Annotated in this window: 23 protein-coding genes; 16 read left to right on the top strand and 7 right to left on the bottom strand. The window is 65.5% G+C overall.

Annotation, left to right across the window (positions count from 1 at the left end):
- Positions 1–34 precede the first annotated feature (34 nt).
- From AUR64_RS10020 to AUR64_RS10005, 4 genes are all read left to right on the top strand, one after another.
- Positions 35–2,254, top strand: coding sequence for a Gldg family protein (locus tag AUR64_RS10020; protein WP_071391246.1), 2,220 nt, complete (start codon positions 35–37; stop codon positions 2,252–2,254).
- Positions 2,255–2,413: 159 nt separating this feature from the next.
- Positions 2,414–4,525, top strand: a complete 2,112-nt coding sequence (gene menE, locus AUR64_RS10015; protein ID WP_071391245.1) for an o-succinylbenzoate--CoA ligase — start codon at positions 2,414–2,416, stop codon at positions 4,523–4,525.
- Between the two features lie 190 nt (positions 4,526–4,715).
- On the top strand, positions 4,716–5,864 hold the full coding sequence (locus tag AUR64_RS10010) for an acyl-CoA dehydrogenase family protein (protein ID WP_058581758.1): 1,149 nt from the start codon (positions 4,716–4,718) through the stop codon (positions 5,862–5,864).
- A 133-nt stretch (positions 5,865–5,997) separates the two neighbouring features.
- Positions 5,998–7,128, top strand: coding sequence for a winged helix DNA-binding domain-containing protein (locus AUR64_RS10005; RefSeq protein WP_058581890.1), 1,131 nt, complete (start codon positions 5,998–6,000; stop codon positions 7,126–7,128).
- Positions 7,129–7,149: 21 nt separating this feature from the next.
- Here AUR64_RS10005 and AUR64_RS10000 read toward each other — a convergent pair whose 3' ends face one another.
- Positions 7,150–8,445: an MDR family MFS transporter gene (locus AUR64_RS10000; protein WP_058581757.1), complete on the bottom strand. Its 1,296-nt coding sequence runs from the start codon at positions 8,443–8,445 to the stop codon at positions 7,150–7,152.
- A gap of 105 nt (positions 8,446–8,550) precedes the next feature.
- Positions 8,551–8,889, bottom strand: a complete 339-nt coding sequence (locus AUR64_RS09995) for a hypothetical protein (protein ID WP_058581756.1) — start codon at positions 8,887–8,889, stop codon at positions 8,551–8,553.
- Positions 8,890–8,974: 85 nt separating this feature from the next.
- Here AUR64_RS09995 and AUR64_RS09990 point away from each other — a divergent pair, with 85 nt between their 5' ends.
- The 8 genes from AUR64_RS09990 (at position 8,975) to AUR64_RS09955 (ending at position 16,948) form a co-directional block, all read left to right on the top strand.
- On the top strand, positions 8,975–9,778 hold the full coding sequence (locus tag AUR64_RS09990; RefSeq protein WP_058581755.1) for an N-acyl homoserine lactonase family protein: 804 nt from the start codon (positions 8,975–8,977) through the stop codon (positions 9,776–9,778).
- A 118-nt stretch (positions 9,779–9,896) separates the two neighbouring features.
- Positions 9,897–10,574, top strand: a complete 678-nt coding sequence (locus AUR64_RS09985; RefSeq protein WP_058581754.1) for a helix-turn-helix domain-containing protein — start codon at positions 9,897–9,899, stop codon at positions 10,572–10,574.
- Between the two features lie 132 nt (positions 10,575–10,706).
- A complete protein-coding gene (locus AUR64_RS09980) occupies positions 10,707–11,471 on the top strand; it encodes an SDR family oxidoreductase (RefSeq protein ID WP_058581753.1) in 765 nt (254 codons plus the stop codon).
- A 221-nt stretch (positions 11,472–11,692) separates the two neighbouring features.
- Positions 11,693–12,094 carry a (R)-mandelonitrile lyase gene (locus AUR64_RS09975; protein WP_058581752.1) on the top strand — a complete coding sequence of 134 codons (402 nt, stop codon included), beginning with the start codon at positions 11,693–11,695 and terminating at the stop codon, positions 12,092–12,094.
- 282 nt (positions 12,095–12,376) lie between these two features.
- Complete coding sequence (locus AUR64_RS09970; RefSeq protein ID WP_058581751.1) at positions 12,377–12,616, top strand: UPF0058 family protein; 240 nt, start codon at positions 12,377–12,379, stop codon at positions 12,614–12,616.
- A gap of 59 nt (positions 12,617–12,675) precedes the next feature.
- Positions 12,676–14,427, top strand: coding sequence for a DNA mismatch repair protein (locus tag AUR64_RS09965; protein ID WP_058581750.1), 1,752 nt, complete (start codon positions 12,676–12,678; stop codon positions 14,425–14,427).
- Between the two features lie 147 nt (positions 14,428–14,574).
- A complete protein-coding gene (locus tag AUR64_RS09960) occupies positions 14,575–15,669 on the top strand; it encodes a threonine ammonia-lyase (RefSeq protein ID WP_082230685.1) in 1,095 nt (364 codons plus the stop codon).
- Complete coding sequence (locus AUR64_RS09955) at positions 15,662–16,948, top strand: amidohydrolase (RefSeq protein ID WP_058581749.1); 1,287 nt, start codon at positions 15,662–15,664, stop codon at positions 16,946–16,948. The genes AUR64_RS09960 and AUR64_RS09955 overlap by 8 nt, the downstream gene beginning before the upstream one ends.
- A 63-nt stretch (positions 16,949–17,011) precedes the next feature.
- On the opposite strand, the gene AUR64_RS09950 is transcribed toward AUR64_RS09955, so the two are convergent.
- The gene (locus AUR64_RS09950) at positions 17,012–17,230 is read right to left on the bottom strand and encodes a DUF7511 domain-containing protein (RefSeq protein ID WP_058581748.1); all 219 of its coding nucleotides are present in this window, start codon (positions 17,228–17,230) and stop codon (positions 17,012–17,014) included.
- Positions 17,231–17,527: 297 nt separating this feature from the next.
- Here AUR64_RS09950 and AUR64_RS09945 point away from each other — a divergent pair, with 297 nt between their 5' ends.
- The 4 genes from AUR64_RS09945 (at position 17,528) to AUR64_RS09930 (ending at position 20,282) form a co-directional block, all read left to right on the top strand.
- A complete protein-coding gene (locus AUR64_RS09945; RefSeq protein ID WP_058581747.1) occupies positions 17,528–17,974 on the top strand; it encodes a luciferase domain-containing protein in 447 nt (148 codons plus the stop codon).
- 132 nt (positions 17,975–18,106) lie between these two features.
- On the top strand, positions 18,107–19,489 hold the full coding sequence (locus AUR64_RS09940; protein WP_058581746.1) for a CRTAC1 family protein: 1,383 nt from the start codon (positions 18,107–18,109) through the stop codon (positions 19,487–19,489).
- Positions 19,490–19,616: 127 nt separating this feature from the next.
- Positions 19,617–19,802 carry a DUF7576 family protein gene (locus AUR64_RS09935; RefSeq protein WP_058581745.1) on the top strand — a complete coding sequence of 62 codons (186 nt, stop codon included), beginning with the start codon at positions 19,617–19,619 and terminating at the stop codon, positions 19,800–19,802.
- Positions 19,803–19,898: 96 nt separating this feature from the next.
- Positions 19,899–20,282, top strand: a complete 384-nt coding sequence (locus AUR64_RS09930; protein ID WP_058581744.1) for a hypothetical protein — start codon at positions 19,899–19,901, stop codon at positions 20,280–20,282.
- Between the two features lie 36 nt (positions 20,283–20,318).
- Here AUR64_RS09930 and AUR64_RS09925 read toward each other — a convergent pair whose 3' ends face one another.
- The 4 genes from AUR64_RS09925 to AUR64_RS09910 form a co-directional block, all read right to left on the bottom strand.
- A complete protein-coding gene (locus AUR64_RS09925; RefSeq protein ID WP_058581743.1) occupies positions 20,319–22,649 on the bottom strand; it encodes an ATP-dependent DNA helicase in 2,331 nt (776 codons plus the stop codon).
- Positions 22,650–22,777: 128 nt separating this feature from the next.
- On the bottom strand, positions 22,778–24,202 hold the full coding sequence (locus AUR64_RS09920) for a S8 family serine peptidase (protein WP_058581742.1): 1,425 nt from the start codon (positions 24,200–24,202) through the stop codon (positions 22,778–22,780).
- A gap of 41 nt (positions 24,203–24,243) precedes the next feature.
- Positions 24,244–24,849 carry an ArsR/SmtB family transcription factor gene (locus AUR64_RS09915; protein ID WP_058581741.1) on the bottom strand — a complete coding sequence of 202 codons (606 nt, stop codon included), beginning with the start codon at positions 24,847–24,849 and terminating at the stop codon, positions 24,244–24,246.
- Positions 24,850–24,962: 113 nt separating this feature from the next.
- Positions 24,963–26,153, bottom strand: coding sequence for an MFS transporter (locus AUR64_RS09910; RefSeq protein ID WP_058581740.1), 1,191 nt, complete (start codon positions 26,151–26,153; stop codon positions 24,963–24,965).
- Positions 26,154–26,199: the final 46 nt, after the last annotated feature.

Here is a 26,199-nt window from a genome sequence, read left to right as displayed (position 1 = left end):
ATTTTATCTATACTGACTCGGCATCGCCGGACGCATGCGAAGACGTTCCTTCCTCACATCGTTGGGCGCTGCCGCGTTCGTCGCGGGTGCCGCGCCGACGCTCGGGACGCGACGAGCGCTCGCCGCCCCCGACCGCATCGCCCCGCTTACGTTCGACTCGACGGCGAGTCTGCTCGCCGCCGACCGAGACGAACTCACCGACGAGTCGGTCGTCGCCGTCTGGGCCGAAGACACCGCCGAGAACGTCGACGAAGACGGCGACGACGACGCCGTCATCTACGACGATACCACGCCCATTCCGCTCGTCGCTGCGGACGACGGCGTCGTCGGCTTCGGCGCTCCCATCGCCCAGAACGACACGGACTTTCTCTCCGGCAACGAGGAGTTCGTCCTCAACGTCCTCGACGCCGAAGTCGGTGGAAGCGACGATGCGCCCGCGACGGTGCTTTTCGACTACGGCCACGACCAGTTCTACGGCCCGTGGACGTTCGAGGCGTTCATCGCCTACGCCGAGGAGAACGGCTACGACTTCGAGTGGTCCGACGACCTGACCACCGACTACGCTGACGCCGACGCCGCGGTCATCACCTCCCCTGCCACCGGGTTCACCGCCGACGAACTCGACGCGCTCCGGTCGTTCGTCGCCGACGGCGGGTCGCTTCTGTTGTTCGACCAATCGGACTTCGGCGACTACGACGCAACGGCGAACCTGAACGACATCGCCGCCGAACTCGGCCTCGCGTTCCGCTTCAACGACGACCAGGTGATAGACGAGACGAACAACGCCGGCGTCGGTTTCGTCCCGCAGACGACGAACTTCAACACCCGTTTCGACTACTTCACCGACCGCGACGGCCTCGGCTTCGAACTCGACGCCGACGAGACGTACACCGTGGAGGTGGTCGACGTGACCGACGGCGACACCGTCGACGTGCGCTTCGAGGGCGGCCAAGAGGAGGCCGTCCGCGTACTCGGTATCGACACCGCCGAAAAGCCCCGCAACCGCTCGGCCGAACGCGCCGAGGAATGGGAAGGCATCGACTCGTACGACTACCTCGGCGAGTGGGGCGAGCGCGCGACGACGTTCGCACAGGGCGAACTCAGCGCGGGCGACACCGTCGACCTCCGGTTCGACGGCAACGAGTCCGTCCGCGACGCGTTCGGCCGTCTGCTGGGATACGTCTACTACGACGGCGACGACTCGGGCGCACGCGACACGCTGTACAACCGCCGCGCCGTCGAGGAAGGGTTCGCCCGCGTCTACGACTCCGGGTTCGAGTTCCACGACTCGTTCCTCCGCGCGGAACTCGCCGCCCGTGATTCGGGCCTGAACGTCTGGACCGACAGCGACCCCGAGAACTCCACGGAGATACGGAACGGACCGGTCGAAGCCATCTTCGCACCGCGTGCCGCCAGCGTCCGAACCAGCGAGGGCGCAGTCGACGACAAGCGCGTCCCCGTCTATGCCGCACCGACGGCCACGCAGGAACGTGCGAGCGTCGAGTACGACGAGATTCCGCTCGTCGGCGTCGACCACCTCGCCCGCGTCGCCGTCGTCGGGTCGCCGCTCGTCGACGAGTCCTACGAGGCCGCCGAAGGCTTCCCTATCGACACCAGCGACTACGGCAACTTCGCGTTTCTCACCTCGCTCGTCGACCGTCTGTCCGACCGCGAAGGCGACGTACTCATCGACGGCGGCCACGGCCAGTTCGGCGTCGACTACGCGCTGTCGGCCGAGGACGCCGCCTACTACCAACGCTACCTCGAAGGCATCGACATCGGCTTCGAGGGCGTCAACGACCTGACGAGCGGGCTTCTCGACCGCGCCCGCGCGCTGCTCGTCACGTCACCCGTCACCGCGTACACCGACGAGGAACTCGCGGCGCTCCAGTCGTTCGTCGACGACGGCGGCGCAGTCGTCCTCCTCGGCGGCGACGTACCCGCGGCGGCCCGCGAGAACCTCAACGCCGTCGCCGACGCGCTCTGCACCGACCTCCGCGTGAGCGACGGTGCCGTCGTCGACGACGCGAGCAACCTCGACGGCGACGCCTCGGTTCCGGTCACCGCGAACTTCGACGAGTGGTTCCGCCTGTTCGACGGCTACGACGCCGACGCGAGCTACAAGGGCGCGCGCGGTGGTCCCGGCCGACCCGGTTGTCACGGCCGTCGGCGCGGCGACGGACAGTCCAGCAGCGAGGCGAGCGGGCGGTCGAACGGCAAAGCGAAGGGTAAGCGAAAAGGCGGTAAGCAGTAGCGTTTTCGGTCGGCTCTCTCGTCTGCTCCGTTGTTTGCGCTCTCGCTCTGCCCTTCTTCTGTTCTCCCGTTTTCTCCCGGTTTCACCCCGACAGTCGCCGGTGTCGGCCGGAGGTCACCGATGCAAAGACAGTTGTGCCCCGCCCGCAATGGCCGACGTATGCGCGATTGGTTGTCGCACCGGGCACAGACGACGCCGACGGCGACGGCGCTCGTCGTCGCGGACTCGGGCGCGGAGTGGTCCGTCGCCGAACTCGACGCCGCCGTCGAAGAGACGGCGGGTCGCCTCACGGCGCTCGGCGTCGAAGCGGGCGACCACCTCGGCGTCCTCATGGACAGTCGGGTGGCGTACGTCCTGTTCGTCCACGCCTCGATGCGACTCGGTGCGACGCTCGTTCCGTTGAACGACCGTCTCACCGCTGCCGAACTCGGACCGCAGATAGACCGTGCCGACCTGACGACGCTCGTCTGCGGCGAGACGACAGAGGAGATGGCCGTCGAAGCGGTCGAACGGGCCGCAGCGGGCGACGGAGTGAACCAAAACGGCGACGACGCCGCCGAAAGTGACGACGCCGCAGAGGACGGCGATGTCGCAGACCCCACGAGCGAGATGGTTCCCCTCGTCTCGGTCGACGAACCACAGTCAGCGTCGGTCGCGTCGTTCAAAGACGTGAGCGCCGAGGCGTTCGTCCCCGCCGAGTGGGAGCGCTCGGACCCGCTCGTGCTTCTGTTCACTTCGGGGACGACCGGCGACCCAAAAGCCGTGATTCTGCAGATGGGCAACGTGTTGTCGAGCGCCGTCGCCTCGGCGTTCCACCTCGGTATCTCGCCGGACGACCGATGGCTCGTTCCGCTGTCGCTGTACCACATGGGTGGTATCGGGCCCATCCTGCGCGGCCCGCTGTACGGTATCACCGTCGTCCTCCGCGAGGAGTACGAACCGGGGTCGACAGCCGACGACATCGGGCAGTACGACATCACCTGCGTCTCGCTGGTCCCGACGATGCTCACACAGATGCTCGATACGCGGGGGACGCTCGCGGACTCGCTGCGAGTCGTTCTGTTGGGCGGTGCGCCCGCTCCTCGGTCACTCGTCCAGCGCTGCCGCGACTACTCCGTGCCGGTGCATCCGACGTACGGGATGACGGAGACGGCCTCGCAGATTTCGACCGCCCGTCCCGAGGAGGCGTTCGACAATCCCGGTACCGTGGGGCGACCGCTCTACTGGACGCACCTGACCGTCGTCGACGAGAAGGGAGACGAACTCCCGCCGACCGAAGTCGGCGAGTTGGTCGTCTCCGGACCGACCGTCTCGCCGGGGTACTACGGCGACGAACAAGCGACCGAAACCGCGTTCGGGCCGAACGGCCTGCACACCGGCGACATCGGCTACCGCGACGAGGAGGGTCGCGTCTACGTGCTCAACCGACTCGACGACCGCATCATCACCGGCGGCGAGAACGTCGACCCCGGCGAAATCGTCGAGACGCTTCGCTCGCACCCCGACGTCGCCGACGCTGCCGTCGTCGGCATCCCCGACGACGAGTGGGGTGAGCGAGTCGCGGCGCTTCTGGTGCCGAAGAACCCTAATCTCAGCGCCGAACAGGTCGAATCGTTCTGCCGAGAGCGTCTCGCGGGGTTCAAACTCCCCCGAAGCATCCAGTTCGCCGACGAACTCCCCCGAACCGTCTCGGGCACCGTCGACCGGGCAGCACTCCGTGAGCACCTGAGCGACGGCGTCCGTATCGAAGACGCCGAGTCGGCGAAACCGGCGCGCGAACTCGACGCAGCAGAACGCGCGACGGTGGACGAGTCGGCAGCATCGGCCGAATCGGAGACAGCCGACGAGACGGACCGACCGGAGGACAGCGTCGTCGACGACGCCGAATCGGTTCCCACCGCGGAGGCTAGCGACGAGAAGAGACCCGACGACGACAACGGATTCGGCGACGGCGACAACGGACTCGGCGACGACGACAACGGACTCGGCGACGACGACAACGGACTCGGCGACGACGACAACGGACTCGGCAGCGACACCAGTAACCAAGTCGGTGACAGTGGCTCCTCCGAATCCGACAGAGCGACTGACGCTTCCGACGACACCGACGAGAACGGAACCGCTCCCGACCGCACGGACGATAGTGACGACACACCCTCCGACGACGAGGCGTCCCCCGACGCCGCTGTTGTCGACGATACGTCCGTCGACGAGTCTGAATCGTCTACCGACACCGACGACCCCCGAGAATCGTCGGACGCCAGTCGGTGACGACGGACTGTCGCAGCGAAACCACCCACTGTCCGTTTATTCCACACCGTCACCCGGTTATCGGCGCAAAACGGCTCGAACCCGCGGGGTATGGCGAATAAACCGTTCCGTCGAGGCTGGCCGAGTAAACCTCACGCACGTTAGTTACCGTTCCACGAGCTATTTTACCACGTACCACTGACGTGTCCACATGGACCTTCTGGACGACACTATCGTCCCGGAGCACGCCCGCGAGGTCAAGCAGGCGGCCCGGGAGTTCGCCGAAGAACACATCGAACCGAACGCCGAGGAGTACTTCCGCACGGGCGACTACCCGTGGGAGATTCTCGAAGCGGCCCAAGACGCCGGCATCATCGCCCAAGACATCGGCGAGGAATACGGCGGCAAGGGCTTCGACATGTACCAAGTGCTCGCACTGGCCGAGGAGTTCTACCGCGCCGACGCCGGTATCGGTCTCACCCTCATGCTCGCCAGTTTCGGCTGTGAAATCGTCGAAGACTACGGCAGCGAAGAGCAGAAAGAGGAGTACCTGCGACCCGTCGCCGAGTGCGAACAGATTTCGGGCCTCGCGGTCTCCGAACCCGACACCGGGTCGGACATGGCCGGGATGACGACGACCGCCGAGAAAGTCGACGACGGCTACGCGCTCAACGGCGAGAAGTACTGGGTCGGCAACGCCGTCGAAGCCGACTGGCTCACCGTCTACGCGAAAACCGGCGAGGGCGAGGACCGCTACTCGAACTACTCGATGTTCATCGTCGAAACCGACACCGAGGGCTACGAGGCCGAGCACATCCCCGAGAAGATGGGGATGCGCGCCTCCAAGCAGGGCCACATCTTCTTCGACGACTGCGTCGTCCCCGAGGAGAACCTCATCGGCAGCGAAGGCGGCGGCTTCTACATGCTCGCGGACTTCTTCAACCACGGCCGCGTCGCCGTCGGCGGCCACGGTCTCGGCCTCGCCGCGGCGGCCATCGAAGAGGCGTGGGCGTTCGTCCACGACCGCGAAGCGTTCGGCCGTAACGTCTCGGAGTTCCAAGCCGTCCAGCACATCCTCGCGGACATGCGCATGGAGTTCGAGGCCGCACGTGCGCTCAACTGGCGCGCCGCACAGAAAGTGCAGGACAACGAGGACGCCGGATTCTGGGCCGCAGCGACCAAGACGAAGTCGACGGAAGTCGCCAACTTCTGCGCCGAACGCGGCATGCAACTGCACGGTGGCCGCTCCATCCTGACCGACCGCCGCATCGCTCGCGTCTACCGCGACGTGCGCATCCCGGTCATCTACGAGGGCGCAAACGAAATTCAGCGGAACCTCATCTACCGCCAGTCGCGGTAGAGTCGACTCGGATTTTTCTCTACGATTTACTCTTGCTGACGACCGCGACGAAACGTTTAGTCGCGTCGCGTTGTTCCGACCCCGTCGGACGTCACACACCGACTGGGTGACGGTTCGACGAAGGATTCAGACCGTGCCGCTCGAACTCACCGCCGCTGACGCCGCTCGCTACCGCCTCCGCTCGCAACGACTCGCCCCGCGCGCCACCGAGACGTCCGTCGGGGAACTGCTGACGTCGGTCTGCGGCGTGCAAGCACAGGAGAAACCGGCGGCCGCCCTCGGCGTCCGCGCGCGAAGCGAGTCGCTGACCGAATCGGACCTCGAACGTGCACTGTACAAGGAGCGCTCGGTCGTCAGAACGTGGTGTATGCGCGGGACGTTCCATCTCGTCGCCGCCGCGGACCTGCCGCTGTATCTCTCGCTGTTCGGCGAGACGTTCGCCGCGCGCGGCCCGGAACCGAAACGACTCGAAGCGATGGGACTCGACGAGCGAGATATCGACCGGGCGCTGGACGCCATCCGCGACGCACTTCGGGAGGACGGGCCGCTCACACGCGAGGAACTCGCAACGCGACTCCGGGAGGATGGTATCGACGCCGACCCGGAGAGCCAAGCGCCGTACTTCCTCGTCCGCCGGGCCGCGCTGCTCGGGATTCTCTGCGAGGTCGGACTCAAGGAGGGAACGATAGCGTACGACCTGCTCTCCGAGTGGGTTTCGGTCGCCGACCCCCCGGACAGACAGGACGCGTTGGTCGAACTCGCGCGCCGCTACCTTCGGGCGTTTCAGCCCGCATCGATGAACGATTTCGCGGCGTGGTCGGGATTGTACATGCGCGACGTGAGACACGCGTGGGGTCTCGTCGCCGACGAGACGACCGAGGTGCTCGTCGAGCGTCAGCCCGCCGAGATGCTCACCGACGACGTGGACGCGTACGAGTCGGTAGCCGAATCCGACGCGACCGACCCCCTTCGGCTGCTTCCCGGCTACGACTCGTTTCTGCTGGGCTACGAAAAAGAGCGTCGACCGGTTCCACGCGAGTACGAAAAACAGGTCTGGCCGGGAGCGGGCGTCATTCGACCGACGGTTGTCGCCGACGGCGAGGTCGTCGGCACGTGGAGACTCGACCGGACTCGTGCGACGCCGGCAGTGGTCGTCGACCCCTTCGATTCCGTGGACCCCGAACTCGACGCACCGCTGCGAGACGAAATCGAAGATGTCGGGCGATTTCTCGACACCGAAATCGACCTCCGAGTCTCCGACTGAGCGGCAGTCGCCGATTGAGCATCAATCCGCCGTCGTCGCCGTGTTCGACACACCGTTCTCCGCCGGTGTCACGCGGCGCTCCAGCGCCAACACGCCGACAGCGAGACCCACACAGCCGACGGCGAGCGTCGGCCAGAGCCAGTGGTCAATCCCGAAATCGAAGAACGCGCCGCCGAGCGCCGCCCCGATGCCGAAGCCGAGTCGTTTGGCGATTTCGACGAGCGAGAGTCCCGACCCGCGTTCTCGCTCGGGTGAGATGTCGCTGGCGAGCGAGGAGACCAGCGGCGCGTGCAGAATCTCGCCGAGCGTCCGAAGCACGAGGAACGCACCGACCAACGCGACACCGACGACCACCGGAATCGAAACACCGACGAACGGCCCGAGGACGACGACCCAGACCGCGAGCATCGCGGCCGCCCAAAAGCCGGCCGAGACGACGAGGCCACGCGTGCGCCGCCAGTCGGCGATAGCGGCGACGAGCGGGAGTTGGAGCGTGACGATAACGAGCGGGTTGAGGACGTAGAGCGTCCCCAGTTCCGCAGACGAGAGTCCCAACGTCTCGGTGGCGACGACAGGAACCGTCGCCTGCATCTGTGCGTACATCACTGCGAACCCGACGTTGAGCAGCGCGAGCGTGACGATTCGTGGGCGTGTAACGGCGCGTCGCCACTCCGAGAGCGCCGTCGACAGCGAGGATTTGGCGTCTGGAGACGGGTCACCCTCGTCTTCTCTACCGCCTCGAACCCGCGGGAGTGTCGCCCACAGCAACACGGCGACGACACCGCAGGTGAGGCCGTCGGCGACGAAAACCGCCAGTTGAGCGACGCTGTAGAGCACGCCGCCGGCGACGAAGCCGAGACCGAAGCCGGCGTTGTTGGCGACTTTGAGCAGTGCGAACGCTCGGTCACGTTCGCTTCCGTCGGTCAGGTCGGCTATCATCGCCTGACTCGCCGGCGGAAAGAGGCCCAAGGTTAGTCCAGCAGCAGTCGCAACGGCGACGAACCCAGTCGCAGTCGAGACCGCAGCGTACGCGGCGAGCGTCACCGTCGACAGCGCCATGCTCGTCACCATCACGGGTTTTCTCCCTATCCTATCGGCGGCGAACCCGCCGACGGCCGTGCCCACCGCGGTAGCAACGTTGTTTAGGAGGAGGCCGAAGCCGACGACGCCGAGCGAGATACCGACTTCGAGGTGAAAATGAACTGTGGCGAAGGGGTAGACGAGACCGGAGCCGAACAGATTGACGAGTTGGCCGAGCGCGACGAGATAGACGGGCCGACGAAAGCCGCGCACGGCGTCCAACGAGGGAGTTCGCACGACGAGCGGTTCTCCGGCGGCCCTCCTGAACGGTTCGGTGGCGGCCCGCGTTTCCGCGATTCCTCACCGTCGGTGCCGCGACCGATGTCGCTACGACTCGCTATATTATGTCTCTCTCGACGCGAACACGCGGTAACTTCCGAGCGTCGCTTGCATCTGCTCCTCGCCGTCGGTTCCTTTCCGCTCGGTGCCGTAGTCCATCCAGCGCGTGCCGTCGTTGTCGCGGGTGTAGCTGTACATCCGGTACTCGTCGTCGGTTTCGAGTACGAGTTCGACGATAGATTCGTCGGGGCCGGGGTCGTCGTCGCCGAGAATCACGCCGCGCGTCGCCGGGTCGTGGTCCATCACGTGGACGGTGGTGACCTCGTCGTCGAGTAGGTCGCGGGTCTCCTCACCACTCAACGGGCGGTCGGGCCAGCCTTCGGCCACAGTGGGTTCGTCCATGCAGACGCTACAACGCGTGAGGACTTCGCTCGTCGCATCTCTCGGCGTGTTGAACAGTTATCGTCCGGGCGGCCCTACTCATCGTATGGTTGACGCCAGTATCCACCTGCTCGACCGGGGACGCGTCCGCGCGGATATGAACTACGTCGTCGACGGCTACGCGATGGCCAGTGCCGACAACCCCAACCCGGAACACGACTTCGCGGAGTTCGTCGTCTGGAACGCCGTCGTCGACCACCCCGACGCGACGGTGCTGTGGGACACCGGGTCGCACCCGAAAGCGGGCGACGGCTACTGGCCCGCACCGCTGTACGGCGCGTTCGAACATTACGACGCCGCCGACCACGACCTCGAATCCGACCTCGACGCCGCCGGCTACGACCTCTCGGACATCGACGCCGTCGTGATGAGTCACCTCCACCTCGACCACGCGGGCGGCCTCTACAACTTCGCCGACACTGACGTGCCTATCTACGTCCACGAGGAGGAGTTCAAGTTCGCGTACTACAGCGCCAAGACGATGGAAGGCTCCATCGCGTATCTCGCCTCGGACTTCGACTACGACCTCAACTGGGAAATCGTCCACCGTCACCGCACCACCTTGTTCGACGACTTTGAACTTCTGCACCTGCCGGGACACACGCCCGGCGTGATGGGCGCAAAAATCGACCTCCCCGACGACACTGTCCTCATCGCCGGTGACGAGTGTTACGTCGACGCCAACTACACCGACGAAGTTCCGCTCGGACCCGGCCTGCTGTGGAGCGACCGCGACTGGTTCGACAGCCTCCAACTCGTCAAGGAACTCCAGCGTCGCCACGACGCCGACGTGCTGTACGGTCACGACCTCGAACGGTTCGAGTCGTTCGACGGCGGGTGGAACCGATAATCGGACCCGTTACAGAATCGACCTCCATCGCTCCGCAGAACATATCAATCTCCGTTGAGTCGCCTGTCGAACAGCAGGCGCGTGTCGTTTAACTCCGAGGGAAGCATACCGCTGTCTCATGACCCTCACCACGGAGTTCGTTATCCGGTCACCTTCACTCCCACTCGTCACGCTCGCCGACTCGGTTCCGTCGAGTCAGTTCGAATGCGTTCACGGACTCTGTCGCGAACGAACTGCGAGAGTGTTCACCGTCTACTTCGATTCGACCGACGACGTCTCCGAAGACGACCTCTCAACGTTCGACGAAGTCGTCGAAACCACACCGCTCGGACACGCCAGCGGCAAAGACGTCTACCAACTCACCATCGAACTCGAAGACGTCGTCGCGGACGCGTTCGCCCCCGAGCGGTTCACGGCGAGTCAAGTGGAACCTACGGTCGTCACACCCGACGGCTGGTACGAGAAGAAACTGTTCCAGAACTACAGTGCGTTCAACGGAATGCGAACCCGGTGTGAGGAGTACGGAATCGGGGTCGAACTCGTCTCGATATCGCAGAACCCGCCCGAAGACGACACGTCGTCTCAGTACGGCCTGACCGACCGCCAACAGGAGGCGCTCACCTTGGCAATCGGTCGAGGCTACTACGAAAGTCCGCGTCAGGTCAGCAGCGAAGAACTGGCCGAAGAGATGGGCATCTCACAACCGTCTATGTCGGGTCTCCTCCGACGCGGTGAGCGCCAACTCATCACTTCGGCGCTCGGTTCACAGCCGCAGATAAACACCCTTCCCAAGTAGTATCGGACTCTCCTTTCGTCTCGCGTTCGTCGGGGCTGACGTTCGGACGAACGAGTTCGACAGCACGGCATATTTAAACACCCTTTCAGGATAGCACAACTGCGAAAGCCGTGACGAGTCTCCATCTAGTTGATGTCGACAGAATTCGGTTCGGAACTGGATGGACAGGTCGCAATCGTCACCGGGGCCTCTTCGGGCATCGGTAGCGCAACTGCCGAGTCACTCGCATCGCGTGGAGCGAGCGTCGTGCTCGCCGCCCGTCGTGAAGGTGAACTCGAAGCACTCGAAGCTCGTATCGAAGACGGCGACGGAGAGGCACTCGTCGTTGCAACCGACGTTACCGACGACGACGACATCGACAACTTGGTCGAGACCACACTCGACGAGTACGGTCGCATCGATATCCTCGTGAACAACGCCGGTCTCATGCCGCTCGCACACATCGCGGAGGCGGACCGCGAGACGCTGCAGACGACTATCGACGTGAACCTCAGCGGCCTCATCACACTCACCCACGCCGTCGTCCCCACGATGATAGAACAGGAGCGCGGACACATCGTCAATCTCTCCTCGGTCGTCGGGCGGTTCCTCCAACCGAACAGTTCCCACTACAACGCGGCGAAAGCTGGCGTCAAGATGTTCGGTGACTCGCTGCGACTCGACGTCGCCGAGGAAGGCATTCGTGTGGCTACCATCGAACCCGGTGCAGTCGATACCGAACTGCTCGAACACATTCCGGACGACGACGTCCAGTCGAACGTCAAGGAGTACGTCGGGTCGATGGACGCACTCGCACCCGAAGATATCGCTCGCACTATCACGTTCGTCGTGACGCAACCCCAGCGCGTCGATATCAACGAAGTACTAATCCGGCCACTCGACCAGGTTCAGCCGTAATTCGAGCCGTTCGGTACTGAGTCCCGAGTTGGACTCGAATCCTGTCTTGGTCCGCTCCAGTCGCTGAACTCCTCCAGTCTCATTCGCCCTCCACTCTAACTCGCTGTGAACGTGAGAATGCGAGAACGCAACGGCGACTGCGACATGCGGTATTTAACCATCCTTCACAGATAGCATCGAACCCAAGGGCCACGACGGCGACTCACACGTGGAGACAGACCATGGAAATCACAAACGGCTGTTCGCTCCCGTCGAACGAAGGCCCGGACGAATACTTCACAGGCGATGTTCGAATCGACCCCTTGTTCGACTCGCGGGACGATGCCCGTGCAGCGGCGGCGAGTGTGACGTTCGAACCCGGTGCGCGGACTGCGTGGCACACCCACCCACTGGGACAGCGACTCATCATCACGAGTGGATGTGGCCTCGTCCAGCGCGAAGGGGGGCCAATCGAACAGGTACGGGCGGGCGACGTCGTCTGGTTCCCACCGGACGAGAAGCATTGGCACGGCGCATCACCCGAGAAGGCGATGACGCACGTCGCGATTCAGGAGGAACTCGACGGAGACGTCGTCACCTGGATGGAGCACGTCACCGACGACGAATACGAAGGCGACGAGTAGTTCGAACGAACGCCGGCCGGAGAGGAGGGATACACAGCGGGCGGTTGTCTCGGCGACGACGCGGGCGACACTGGGAGATGGCTACTGAACGACTCCTCCGGATTTCATACGGTTCGGTTAATCTGTCACCGGTACAGCGCCTCGGCGACTGCATACCTAACAAGATATCTGGAAAGCTATCTAGATAGCTTTCCACACCTCTCGGGTGGTGATGACGGTGGTCGTCTCCGTCACCCACCTCACCGTGGCGCTTACACGGCTTCAGCCCTAAGAACGGTCGCAATGAAAAAGCAGGAACTCGTCCAGTATCACTCCCTGCTCGTCCTCCTCGGCCAAGAGTACGTCCGCCGCGGCGACGCGACGCGAGCGGACTTCGAACCATACCGAAAACTCGGCGTCACGCCGATGTCGCTGCAGGCGTCACGTGCCGACCACGAGGAAGCGGTCGTCACGCTCGTACACATTCTCGCCACGCGCTCTACGTCGGAGACGACGAGAGAATCGACCGTCGCGTTCGATTAACTCGACTTTTTGTGGCGGCGAACGAGTACCACTAAGACGCGTCCGCCTCAGCCACGACCATGCGACTGCAGGAGTACTGGGGAGTCGGGCCGAAGACGAGCGACAGATTACAGGAGACGCTCGGCGTCGCCGCCGCCGTCGAAGCTATCGAATCCGCCGACGTGCGGGCGCTGACCGAGGCGGGCATCCCCGCCGGGCGCGCGACGCGCATCCTCCGGCGCGCCAACGGTGACGCCGGGATGGCGACGCTCGGAACCAGAGACGCCCGTACCGTCTACGACGAGTTGCTCTCGCTGGCGGGCGAACACGCGGTGACGCGCCACGCCGGCGACCGAATCCGTGTGCTCACACCCCTTTCGGAGCGGGCCGAGCGCGAGGCACGACTCGACGAAATCGAGGCCGCCCGCGAGGCGTGGGCGGGGTTGGACGACGACGCCCGCGACGACGTGCTCGCGGCGTTCGCTACCTACGACGAGGCGGGCGGCACCGAGCGTGCCGCCGTCGAAGCCGCAGTCACCCTCCGCGACATCGGCCTCGACACGGGACCGTTCGCGCCGCTTTCGGACGCCGACGAGGAGGCGCTCTCGGAGGCGATGGGCGCTCTCGGCTACGTCGACGGAGACGACGTGCTGGAGGGTGCAGACGAGACGCTCGACCGCCTTCGGAGGCGCTTAGAGGCCGCCGAACGCCTCGAATCCGGCGCGTTCGACCTGCTCGAAACCGTTCGGGAGGCGGGTGCGCGCAACCTCGACGACTTCGAGCACGCGGTGGCCGACTACGTCGCCGCCGAGACCGAACTCTCGCGCGACGACGTGCTCGGCGCGGCCGCGGACGACCCCGTCGGCGCGGCGGACTTCGTCAGCACGACGCTCCGAACGCTCTCGGCGGACCTCCGCGAACGGGTCGACGAACGTGAAGACAGCGTTGCCGCCGACCTCCACGAAACGATAGAGAACGCCCGCGACGACATCGATATCGCCGTGGACGCGGTCGAAGACAGCGCGTTCGCACTCTCGCTTGCACGCTTTGCGGACGCGTACGACCTCGTCCGCCCGGAGTTAGGTGGAAACGACGACCAACCGTTCGGCGTCGCCGCCGTCGAGGCGCGACATCTCTTTTTGGACGACGACGTGCAACCGGTCACCTACGCCGTCGGTCACCACACGCTCTCGGGCGAACCGCAACCGCCCGCAGACGAGCGCGTGACCGTCCTGACCGGCGCGAACTCCGGCGGGAAGACGACGCTTCTGGAGACGCTGTGTCAGGTGGCGCTGCTCGCGGCGATGGGCTTGCCCGTTCCGGCGAGTCGCGCACAGGTCGGCGACTTCGACACCGTGGTGTTCCATCGTCGTCACGCGAGTTTCAACGCCGGAGTGCTGGAATCGACGCTGAAATCCATCGTCCCGCCGCTGTCGGGAGAGGGTCGGACGCTGATGCTCGTCGACGAGTTCGAGGCCATCACCGAACCCGGCCGGGCGGCGGACTTGCTGGGTGGTCTCGTCGGCCTCACCGTCGACCGCAACGCCGTCGGCGTCTACGTCACCCACCTCGCCGACGACCTCAGCCCGCTTCCGGCGGCGGCGCGTATCGACGGCATCTTCGCCGAAGGGCTGACGCCCGACCTGAAGCTGCGCGTCGACTATCAGCCCAGATTCGGGACCGTCGGCAAGTCCACGCCGGAGTTCATCGTCTCACGACTAGTGGCAAATGCAAAGGACAACGTCGAGCGGCAAGGGTTCCAGACGCTCGCTGCAGCGGTGGGCGAGGAGGCGGTCCAACAGACGTTGTCGGACGCGCGCTGGCGGGAGTAACGGCCCGACTCCACCGAGAGCCGGAGACTGCCAACAGCGACAGTAGCCGCTAACGGAGAGAAGGCAGCGCTGTGCGACGACGTGAACCGAATCTGATAGGATACGGGCATGGAAAACAATTAACAATCGGATAGACCATTCTCGGGCATGACAGCGTACGAGCCGGTAGACTCACCGGACGAAACCACGGTGTTTCCCTACCACGACCTCACACCACCGACGCTCGCGGACGTGTTCAGCGCACAACGAGTCATCGACCGCCACCTCCCGAAGACGCCGCTGGTCCGAAGCGAGTTCCTCTCCGGTGAACTGGACGCAGACGTGTATCTCAAGCGGGACGACACCCTCCCGACGGGCGCGTTCAAAGTTCGTGGAGGTCTCAATCTGTGCTCCCAACTCGACCCCGAGTTCTCCGACCGTGGCTTGATAGCGGCGAGTACGGGCAACCACGGCCAGTCCATCGCCTACGCCGGGCGGACGTTCGGTATCCCAGTCGTCATCGCCGTCCCCGGCGAGCCGAACGAGGACAAAGTCGAGGCGATAGAGCGATTCGGTGCGGAAGTCCACCGGGTGGGGCGCGACTACGACGACGCCCGCGAGTGGGCCGAAAAACAGGCCAGCGAGCACGGGTACCGGTACGTCCACTCGGCGAACGAACCACTGCTCATCGCCGGCGTCGCAACGGCGGGGCTGGAAGTTCTCGACGAACTTCCGGACGTCGACACCGTGTTCTGCCCCATCGGCGGGGGCAGCAGTGCGTCGGGATACTGTCTGACCGTCGGTGAGGTGGCGGACGCGGACGTCGTCGGCGTCCAGTCGTCCAACGCGGACGCGATGTACCGAGCGTGGAAGGAGGGCCATCTCGACCCCCAGCCGACTGCGGACACCCTCGCGGAGGGGCTCCAGTCGCGCGTGCCGTTCGCGTTGACCTCCGAGATTCTCGGCGAGAAGCTCACGGAGATGATGACCGTTTCGGACGAGGCGATACGGAAGGCCGTCCGGACGATAGTCGAACGAGAACACATCCTCCTCGAAGGTGCCGGGGCCGCGAGTGTCGCGGGCGCGCTGGACCGCGCCGACGAACTCGCCGGGAAGACTGTCGTCCTCCAACTCTCCGGTCGAAACCTCTCCAACGAGAAGCTACGTTGGGCGCTCGACACCGAAGCCGACGCTGACACCGACGCCGACGCCGACACTGACACTGACACTGACGCCAACGCTAGGAAACTCGACGATGAGTGACGAGTCCGCTCGGAACCGATTGCGGACGCTCCGCCGGCAGTTCCACCGGTACCCGGAGCCCGCGTGGTGTGAGTACTACACGACGAGTCGCATCGTCGACGAGGTCGAACGAATCGGCGTCGACCGACTCTACATCGGAACGGAGGCGTACGCGAGCGAACATCGGATGGCTCTCCCGGACAGTGCGACGCTCCGCGAGTGGCACGACAGGGCTGCAGACGCCGGTGCGCGGTCGGACGTTCTGGAACTAACGGAGGATGGACACACAGGGGCCATCGCAGTCCTTGAGAAAGGGACCGACGGCCCCACGGTCGTTCTCCGTGTCGACATCGACGCGCTTCCCCAACGGGAAGCGAACGATTCGGAACACGTGCCCTCCGTCGAAGGGTTCCGGTCGACGAACGACGGCGTGATGCACGCCTGTGGTCACGACGCGCACATCACGACAGGACTCGGCGTGCTCGAAGCCGTGAGTCGGAGCGACGAGTTCGACGGGACGTTCACGCTCATCTTCCAACCCGCCGAGGAGCGCGCCGGCGGTGGAAAACCGATGGCGCTCTCCCGACACACCGACGACGTCGACTACTTTCTCGGACTCCACGTCGGGTTGGGACATCCGACGGGAAGCGTCGTCGGCGGAATCGTGAAACCACTCGCGGTCACCAACTTCGAAGCCCGATTCCGCGGTGAGTCCGCGCACGCGGGGAAGAATCCGAGTCAGGGACGCAACGCCATGCAAGCGGCATCGACAGCCGTCCAGAACGTGTACTCGATACCCCGTCACGTCGACGGGATGACCCGAATCAACGTCGGCCGTATCGACGGCGGGACTGCGCCGAACATCGTCGCCGAGGAGGTGCGTATCGAAGGAGAAATCCGAGGGGAAACGAACGAAATTCTCCAGTTCCTGCGTGCGGAAACGGAACGGGTCGTCGACACGGCCGCCGAGATGCACTCCTGCGACAGCGAGTTCGAGGTCACGGGCGAAGCGCCACGGGCCGACAGCGACCCCGAGTTCAGCAGGACTGTCGCCGACGTTGCTCGGGAACACGGTGCTGTCACGGACGTCACGGAGACGAGCGAGTTCGGAGCGAGCGAGGACGCCACCTACCTCATGAAGGCCGTCGAGGAACAGGGTGGGACGGCCTCGTACGCCATCATCGGAACCGACCACCCTGCACCACATCACTCGAGCAGGTTCGATGTCGACGAACGGAGCTTGGGTATCGGTGTGGAGGTTCTCTCCGAGACGGTGACGGCGCTCAGTTCGAGACAGTGACGGCGCTCGGGTTCTGACGGGTCGGTAGCTGCTCGGACGCGCGTTGGCCCGACGAGTAGGACGTCAGCGCATCTCTTCGAGACCGACGAACGCGTCGAGGTCGGCGGTGAACCAGACGGTCACTCGCTCTTCGGCGGGCGTATCACGGGGGTAGATGGTACACCGGTCGGAGGCGTTTTCGTACCGAACGGTGACGCTGTGGAGACCGAACGAGCGGCCGTCCAGTTGGGAGTCGTGCGCGGCGGGAACGTCGGACCGATTGTCGCTCGTGTGTAGGCTCATGGAGAGGTGCCCCGTGTCGGGGGGTGATAGAATCTCCCACAGTCGGGTACATAACCGCTGCTAAGACCGCTCTATAGTGGGATATATCGTTGGTGAGTACCCCCGAGCGATTCTCACGCCGCTGGAATCGGCGGATTTCGACGACGACCGGAACCAGTGCGCCGTCTTCGACGCTCGACTCTATATCTCCGCCCCGAACTCAAGACTCGCTGGACGTCTCGACCTGTGTTCGACTCGACTATGTTGCCCGTTACCGAACCGCGCGCGAGTTATGCTCGCTGCCGCCGTATCGACGCTATGAGTTCGACCACACCGACCCGCGAGCAACTCGTCGACAGGCTGACCGCCGACGCATCGGCGTGGCCCGGTATCGAGGTCGGCCCGCACCGCTTCGACGGGAGCGAGTTCACGCTCGGGTCCCGAGAAGTCGGCCACGTCCATCGCTTCGGTACCCTCGACATCAACTACCCCAGACAGCTTCGTGACGCGCTCGTCGACGAGGGACGAACGGGCGTCCACCACGTCGTTCCCGATTCGGGGTGGACGACGTTTCGGCTTCGGACCGATGCGGACCTCGACGCCGCGCGATGGCTCCTCCGACTCTCGTATCTCTACCACGTGGCGACGCTGCGTCGGCGGGCCGAGTTCGCCGACGTCGTCGGAGCCGTCGACGTCGAGAGCGAACTCGATGCGATGGAACCGAGTCCGCGAACGAGAGCGGTTTTCGACCGCGTACTCGACTGACGGACAGTTTACCGTCGCCGGTTCGTCGCCAACCCCGTGCCGAACGGCTACGGCCACGTCGGCGAACGGGTTTCAACTTGACGACGGGAATCGAGACCGTCCACTCTTATAGCCGGGTCGACTGAAACGGATGTGTTCGAGGCGCGTTCGGAGCTATTCGCCACCAACCCCGCGTTCAAGGGGTACGGCGCCGCGGTCACCGTCGGTCCCCGGGGACCGCTCACCTACGTCACCTCCAGCAGCGGCGCGAACAAACTTCTCCGATGGGACGAAGACGAAGGCGACGAGGGTGCACTCGTCGATGTCGCCACTGGCATCATCGCCGACAAGAAGCGACGCGGAATCGCCGTCGCGGCCGCGGATTTGGACGCCGACGGCCGCGAGGAGGTGTACGTCCAGAACGCGGGCGGCTACGGGCGGATGGGCGGTGCGGTCGACCGACTGTTCGACTGCGACGACACCGAGTGGGTCGACGCTTTCTCGCTGGAGGTGAACGTGGGCCGGAGCAACCGACGCGACGGCTGGTCCGTCGCCGCCGTCGACCGCCACGGAACCGGGCGTTACGGCATGCTCGTCGCCGGTGACGGCTCTCCGATGCGCTGTTACGAACTCGGCGACGACCGAGAGGTAACCGATATGGCCGAGTCGGTCGGACTCGACGTCGCCGCCGACGTCCGTGCGCTGGCGAGCGGTCCGCTCGTCACCGAGCGAATGGACGTGTTCGTCGCCACCGAACACGGCCCGAACCGACTGCTCAAAAACGACGGCGGGCAGTTCACCGACGTCGCCACCGAGAGCGGCGTCGCCGACGCTGCTTGCGACGCTCGCTGCCTCTCGTTCGTCGGCGCAGGTGCGGAACCCACCGGCGAGTTCGTCTGCGGCAACTGGGAGGGTCCGACACGACTGTTCGCACGAAACGGGAAAGCAGGCTCCGTGTCACCCCGCTTTCGGGACGTCGCCCCGCCCGAACTCGCCCAACCGACCCGGACTCGTTCGGTTGTCGCCGCCGACTTCGACAACGACGGCTCCCTCGAACTGTTCGTCAACGCCCTCGGCGCGCCGAACCGCGTGTTCACCCGTACCGACGGCGTCTGGCAGCGAGTGAGCGCGGGGGCGGCGCTCGAACCGCGGGGACTCGGCACGAGCGTCACCACTGCGGACGTCGACGGCGACGGGACGCTCGAACTGCTCGTCGTCCACGGCGAGGCGGGCGCACAACCGTTATCGCTGTTCTGCGCACCGAACGACAACGACTGGTTCAGAGCCCGGCCACTCACCGAAGCGGGCGCGCCGGCGCGGGGGGCGACAGTCACGCTGGAGACGACAGACGGCGTCCAGTCGCGCCTCGTCGACGCCGGCAGCGGCGGGCACAGCCAGTCGGAACCGGTCGCCCACTTCGGACTCGGCGACGCAGCACCGACACGACTCGTCACGCGGTGGCCCGACGGCCGGGTCCGCGTCGACGACGACGTGACGGCGCGAACCGAGATGACCATCGAGCATCCTTCCGGGTGAGAAACGACATCGACGGTGGAGACGGCAGAGACAACAGAGACTGTGGTGACTGCTGAGACGGCGGAAACTGCGGCGAAAGAAGTAACTACGAGAGCAGTAAAGTGCCCCGATTACTTACACCGACGACATGGTCGACCCCACTTCGTCGCTCGGCGACGACGTAGACGAGGAGAACGCGCCCGAGTGTGCAACCTGTGGCGAGAAAATCGTCCAGTCGCCGACGCACCGCGTCGTCACATGGGTCGAAGACGGAACCGTCCAGCATCGTCACTTCTGCAGCGACGACTGCCGCGAGAGCTACGACGCAAGCTGAACACTCCGGCACCGACGACTCGACGCGCCCCGGCGAATTCATCGCATCTCGGGTCTGCGAGCACTTTTCACCGTCGACGTGGCACCGTCGGCAGGGATGAACGACGACCGGCGTCGGAACACGATACTCGAACTCGGACGAATTCGAGAGCCACTACACGCGACGGGGTTCGGTCTCGGGGCGCTGCTCGCGGGCGTTCACCTCTGGCTCGGTACCGAGACGGGACTGACGACGTTTTACGTCGTCGGTGCGGTGTACGTCGCCGGTCTCGCCGTCTACCTCACGACGTACTGGCGACCGGTCGGCTACCTCGTCGCAATCGTCCACACGCTCGCACTGGGCGTCGTCTGGCTGCTCGGCGGGCGAGCGTTCTTCGATGTCGGCGTCGCTACCGGCGTTCTCGCGCTCTCGTTCGTCGTCGTCTCCGGGTATCTGTTCGCCGCCGACTCCGGTCTCACCGCTGCGGCGCACGGACCGTGAGCGCAACCGTCGCCGAAGCGTGACTGAACGTCGGAGCTACCGCTCCGACCAGAACCGTTCGAGTCCGAACCCCAGCATGTCGGGGCTCACCGGCTGAAACTCCTCTCGTTCGTAGTCGGGGAAGTACTCGCGGACGCCGTTCCACGACTCGCGTGCGTAGCGTGCGTCCACGAAGACGCGGACGCCAACTTCGTCGCCGCCGCGGATAACCCGGCCGATGGCTTGTCGCGCCTTTCTGACTGCCGGGACCGTCAGTGCTGTCTCGAAGCCCGAACCGTCGAACGCGCGGTCGTACGCCGTCTTCACCGCTTTCGTCCGCGGGCTCGACGTGTTGACGAGCGGGACCCCGCAGACGACGGCCGCCGAGAGGCGGTCCCCGCGGTAGTCGACGCCTTCGGTCAACGTCCCGCGGAGGCTCGTCACGAGCACTTTCGCCTCGCCGCCGAAGAACTCCGCTTTCAGCGATTCTGTTGCCCCATCGTCGCTGGACTCGTCGAGGAGGACCGGCTTGTCGACGATGCCGCGGAGCACGCCGGCCATCCACTCCGCCTCGCCGTAACTCGGCATCCCGACGAGGACGTTGCCGGGCGACTCAGCAACCTCTGAAACGGCGGCGGCGTACGCCTGCCGTGTCGGGTTCTGTTCGTCCGGCGACCCGCGGTTCGCGTAGGTGAACTTCGGTGCGTCGACGGCGAAGCTCGCACGGTTCTCCGCGGGGAACGTCAGCCCGTACGTTCGTTCTTCGACCGGTCGACCCGACTCGGCGAGGGCGTCGAGTCCCGAGACGGTCCGGAAGATATCCATCGGCGCGAGCGTCGCGCTCATCAGGACGCCGCCGCCGAACTCCGCGAGTCGGTCGCCGATGGCGTCGGAGGGAACGCAGTTGTACAGCGCGAGACGGGCGTTGTACGCGCGTCGCCACGAATCCGGCGGTTCCATCTCGTCCCACGTCCGCTCCAGTTCGAGTTCGCGGAAGTAGCGCTCGTGGTCGCAGCGGTACCACTCGCCGAGGACGCGGCCGACGCCCGGCGCGGCCCGACGCTTGTCGTCCTCTTCGGCGGAGTTGAGAATGCGACCGACGACGGCCCCGACCGTTTCGGCACGCACCCACGTCCCGCCGTCGTATCCGACTTCTTCGGCCCACTCGCTTATCTCGTCGACTGCAGGTTCTTCGGGTTCTCTGAGCGGGATTTCGGCGTCATCGAGCCGCGTGAGGTCCGCTCGCCAGTCGGGCATCTCGCGGTCGAGATGGGCGGTGACGCGGCGGTCGAGTTCTTCGCGCAAATCGCGGAGGAACTCGCGCGTCTCCTTCAGTTCGCGGAGTGTCACGTCGCTTTTCTTCAGTTCCCCTTTGACGAGGTCGGCGTCGGCGGTCGACCCCTGTGTCTCTCTGCCCGCCTCGTCGAACTCGACGGGTTGGATGACGCGCGTCACCTCGTTTTCGGCGTCGCGGAGACTTCGGTCGCCGACGCCCGAACTCACCAAATCCCTCACTCGGGGTTCGAGCATGTGCGCCTCGTCGCAGACGAGAAACGTCGTCTCGTCGACCAACGAACCCGTAAACGTCGCCACCGTCGTCGGGTCGAACGCGTGGTAGTAGTTGCCCAAAACGACCTCGACGTGTGGGAGCACAGCCCCCATCGTCGAGTGCGGACAGGTGCCGAACCCCGCCGAGAGCGAGACGAGGTCCGACGGTTCCAGCAGCCCTGCGTCCTCGAAGTCGAACGGAACAGCTTCGACAGGCTCGCCGTCCTCGGGGAGGTCGTCGAGGAACTGCGCGTAGAACGGGCAGAACTCGGTGTCGCCGTGTTCGGGCAGCTCGGGGAGGTACGGCGTCGGTTCGCCCGCCGTTTCGAGGTAGGAGGGGCCACCGGAACCGGTGTCGGCGAGTCCGGTCTGTGCGCGCCGCGCCTCGCCTGCCAGCGCCGATGCGGTCGTCGGTCCACTCTCGCTTGCGAGGTTTCTGGTTCGCTCGCGGAGGCCTTCGCAGCGTTCGTACACGTTCGAGTCGTCGACACCGGCGACGCGTTCTCGGCTGTAGGGGCAGACGTCGGATTTGCCGACGAGCGTCAGTCCCGAGACGGGTCGCCAGTCGTCGGGGAGGTTCGCGTTGACGGTCCGGAGGTCGTCTTCGAACTGGCGGAGTTGCTGTTTGACGCTGGTGAGGACGACGACGCGCTCGTAGGGCGAGTCGGGGTCGCGGACGCGGTCGATGCCCGCGGTCAGCGCGAGCATCGTCTTGCCAGTCCCGCAGGCACCTTCGACGACGGTAAATCCGCCGTCGTCGGCCGTCTCGACGGCGGTGTCGATACCGTCGGCCTGCTCGGGATACGGCTCGTCGTGTCCGAACACCTCGCGCCAAGTCACGCCCGACTCTCGCCGGGGCGGACGCTTATCGGTGTCGGAGGCAGTCGGTGAGTTCGGGGTCGACACGGTGTGACGGAGTGGGCCCGTCTTCACGGAAAAAGTCGAGGGCGAGCGGCCGAGAACGACGCTCAGTCGGCGAGGTAACACCCACCGGAACTTCGGTTATCCGTGGTTCGCTCGGCGGTTTCGACCGCTGCGGCGGCTTCGACGACGCCGACCGAGTCAGGCGTGTATCGGTCGTCACCGACCGACGACGCTCGGAGCAGTTCCACCAGTTCGTCGGTACGGACGTCGCGTTCGCAGGCCGATGCCACGAGCGCCATCGTTCCGGCGACGTACGGTGTGGCAGCGGAGGTTCCTTCGAGCGTCCCCGACTCCGTGTGTACCGTCGCAGGCCCCCAGACGTCGACGAACGACCCGCTGCGCGAACTGTACTGCGCGATTTCGCCGGTGTCGGTGTCGACGGCACCGACGGCGACGACGCCCGTCCCCGTCGCCGGCGCGACGACGCTGTCGCGGGAGACGGCGTGTTCGAGCGACTGCCGACTCGACAGCAGTCTAAGTTGACTCTTGTTGTCGCCGTCGCGGGCGTCGATGGCGACGTAGTAGTTCCCGCGCGGGACCGTCGCATCGATGGACTCCCACGACGCCGTAGCGTCTGTCGAACTCGTCACATTAGTCGAGTTGGCCGGGTTGGCCGAGTTGGTCGAACGCGTCGAGTTGTTCGCTCCCGCCTGCCGCCGGACGGATTTAGCGACGACCGGGTCGGGACCGTTCGCCCGCTCGCGGTACAGATAGAGGTCGTAGTCAGCCGAGGAGTTCCACGAGAGACGGAGCGATACGTCGCCACCGGTTATCTCCCCACCCGCCAGTCGGTTTGCTTCCGTCGCGTTCGAGAAGTCGACCCAGCCGTCGGCGGTTCCGTCGCCGACCCACTGGCTGTTCGCGTAGTTGCCTGCCGAGGTGACGAAGACGGTCCCGTTGGCGGCGGCGCGTTCGGCGACGGCGGTGAGTCGCTCGTTCGTCCGGGGGTTCGAGGCGAAGTAGCTGCCGGCGTCGACGACAACTTCCACGTCGTTGGCCGCCAACCAGTCGATAGCCCGCTGGTACTCCTCCGGCGTCGGGTCGTCCCCGACGGCCGCGAGATAGAGGTCGGCGTCGGGCGCGGTTTCGGCGACGGCGGCGGCGACGGCGGTGTCGTGGCGACTATCGAGACGACCGCGAGGGCCGACGACGACTTCGCCGGTCGCTCCCTCGTCGGGCGCGCGTCGGTGGCCGGCCACGTTGTTGGCGACGACCGACCCCTCCGGTTCGAAGGCGGTGCCGACGACGCCCACGGCGACGCCGCTGCCGGTGATGCCGCGGTCGTGGACGTCTCCGGTCGAGACGATGTGTCCGCCGGTTCGACTCACTTGTCCGAACGGGGCTGGTGTCTTCGAGTCCGTCCCCGAGAGCAACGGCACCGTCGCCGCGACGGACCCGGCGAGCGGTGCGCTCGACGCAGCGACCAGCACACAGACGGCGAGCACGCACGCGAGAAACCGTCGGTTCATCGGTCAGAGGGCGTACATCCCCCGACGAGCGCCGGGCCGACTCACCGCTGGAAACCCTCCAGTGCGAGTACGACGGCGAGAACGAGCGCGCCGCCGGCGAGGAACGCGACGCCCGGCGGGAGCGTCCCGAGCAGCGGCGCGACACCGTCTGCGACGCTGTCGCCGACGCGGGGTGCCGTTCCCGGCCCGCCGACGTCCGAGACGGTCACCGCCGCCCCGAACAGCCACTGGACGAGCACTGCGCCGACGGCCAGTATCGCAGCGACGCCGACGAACTTTCGCAGCGAATCGAGCACCGACGCACGGTCGTCTTCCTGACCGGCGCAGACGACGAGGGGGCTGTCGACGGGCGCGTACACGTTCATCTCGCGGCCTTTCACCGAGTACTCCGTGCCGACGATGTCGACGAGGCCGGCGTCCTGTAAGTTTCCGAGATGGTGCCGGACGTTCTGCAAGGAGGTATCGACGGCCTCGGAGAGTTCCGAGGCCGTCGCGTCCCGTTCGTACAGTTCGGTGAGAATCGAACGGGCCGTCTCCGAGGAGAGCGAGGAGATGAGTTGCTCCGCGTCGTCGTCGTCGAGCCACAGAACGCGAGGGGTTCGCGTCTCCCGCTCTGTGTCCCTGTCGGACGGGAGCAGTCCTGACATGGATTCTCATTCCATGGACGGGTTAGTAAAGCCTTCGACAGATTCAGTTACGTGTTCCAGTCAATCGGCTCGACAGTCAGCGTCGCAGTGTGGTTGGACAACCGAAATTGCGGTCAGTCGGCGGCGACGTCGGCGCTTCGACCACCGTCCGGTAGCCGTCCCGCGGCGTACAGCATCAAGAGAACAACGAGTTCGACACCGACCGCCAGCGCGAACAGTCGAAACACGCTGTCGAACGGGATGGCCGCGCCCGTGAGAAAGCCGACTGCGCCGCTACCGCCGGATTCGATGAAGAGGGCGACACCGCTGTAGACAGCGTACGCACTGCCTCGGGCGCTTGCCGGGAGTGCACCGAGCATGTAGGTGTCGAGCGCCGGGAACAGACTGTGGATGACGTAGCCGAGCGTCGCCGTCACGACCAACACCGGAACGAACCCCGACACCGCCGTCAGCGCAACGAGTGAGACACCGAACGCGGCGACGATACCGAGCACGTACGGAAGATGCGGCAGGCGGTCGGCGAGGCGGCCGCTGAGCCAGAACGCGGGGACGCCGGCGGCGAAAACGACGGTCAGCATCGTACTCGCCTGTGTCTGCGTGAACGCCTTCGACGCGGTGAGATACGGCACGTAGAAGTTGAACAGCCCCTGCCAGGCGAACCCGGCGACCCCGACTATCGCTATCCCGGTGACGATGACGCGCCAGTGCGAGAGCGCCTCGCGGAAGTTTCGGTCCTCGCCGGCCGACGACGGGACCGTCCCGCGGCGACGGACGACGAGAACGAGGACGAGCGTGATAAGCGCCGTACAGGCTGCTAACAACCAGAACACGTGTCGCCAGTCGCCGGCGGCCAGCAACGTTACCACGACGGGCGCGGCGACGACGGCGGCGATTTGGCTCGCGGTGCCGTGAATGCCGACGGCCCGCCCGACGGCGTCGGGATACAGTTCGCCGACGAGCGGAACCGCGGCGACGAAGTACGCGCCGGAAGCGATACCGATGGTGAACGCGCCGAGTTGAAGCGCAAGCAGAGTCGTCGCCGTCGCGGTGAACGCGGCGGCCGCGGTCAACAGCACGCCGGTCCCCAACACGACGCGGTGGCGAGAGACGCGGGTGAGCAGATAGCCGACGGGAATTCGCGGCACGGCGGTGCCGAACCAGACGAGCGAGGTGACGAGACCGATAGCCGCCGGGCCGACGCCGAACGCCGCCTGCAGCGGTTCGACCAGCGGAGCGAACGCCGTCCGCCCGAAGTTGACGAGCAGGACGAATCCACAGAGCGTGCCGAAGAGGCGACGTGTCACTGCTGCGGCGTTGGTCGGGTGGCGTTTCAAACGTTGCGAAAGCGGC

Source organism: Haloprofundus marisrubri (genome assembly GCF_001469955.1).
GTDB lineage: Archaea > Halobacteriota > Halobacteria > Halobacteriales > Haloferacaceae > Haloprofundus > Haloprofundus marisrubri.
The sequence above is the reverse complement of the archived record's forward strand: the minus strand, read 5'-3'. Positions and strand labels throughout refer to the sequence as shown.